The 897-nt window shown below is 62.4% G+C and carries 1 protein-coding gene; it reads left to right on the forward strand.

Going from position 1 to position 897, the window contains the following annotated elements:
* Positions 1–166: 166 nt before the first annotated feature.
* Positions 167–897 (forward strand): DNA mismatch repair endonuclease MutL (mutL, locus tag NZ773_16165; GenBank protein ID MCS6803462.1); only part of this gene is annotated, 731 nt, incomplete at its 3' end.

The raw sequence follows: 897 nt of genomic DNA on the forward strand, positions 1-897 counted from the left end.
ATTGCAATCGCAGCGGTCGCCAAGCCCAGCGCGCTCAAAGCGCGGAATGTGCGAAGTCCTTTCATAGTTGCCTCCTATGGGAAAGTATCCCAGCAAAAGTATGCGCCGTTGGAAGTTAAGGTCGGGTTAAATTCTCGCAAGGAGCGCGTTCAGGTACACTTGAGGTATGCGCACACGCCCCGAACGCCGTCCCATTCGCGCGTTGGACGAGCAGTTGGTGAACCGCATCGCTGCAGGCGAGGTGGTGGAGCGTCCCGCCGCCGCGCTCAAAGAGCTCATCGAGAACGCCCTCGACGCGGGCGCGGCGCGCATCGATATCGAGGCGGCGATGGGCGGGCGCAGCCTGATTCGCGTGCGCGACGACGGAATCGGCATGACGCGCGCCGACGCGCTGAACGCCCTGCAACGCCACGCCACCTCCAAAATCGCCTCCGACGCCGACCTGAACCGAATCCGCACGCTGGGCTTCCGCGGCGAGGCGCTGCCCAGCATCGCCAGCGTGAGCCGAATGGAAATCCTCACACGCGCCTTCGAGGAAGACACGGGCACGCATATCGTAATCGAGGGCGGCGAGGTCAAAAGCGTTGAAGAAGTCGGCGCGCCGATTGGCACAACGATTACCGTGCGCGATTTGTTTTACAATGTGCCTGCTCGCCTGAAGTTCCTCAAAACCGTGCCCACCGAGCTGGGGCACATCGTGGAGACCGTGACGCGCTATGCTTTTGCTTATCCTGATGTGTCGTTCCGCCTCGTGCATGAGCGTCAGGAGCTGATTTTCACGCCGGGCAACGGCGATTTGCTCACGGCGGTTGCGTCCATCTGGGGGCGCGAGATGGCGCAGGGCATGGTGGAAGTGGACTACGAGCGCGACGGCGTGCGCGTGTGGGGCTTGATTGC

This window comes from Dehalococcoidia bacterium (genome assembly GCA_025054935.1).
GTDB lineage: Bacteria > Chloroflexota > Dehalococcoidia > SpSt-223 > SpSt-223 > JANWZD01.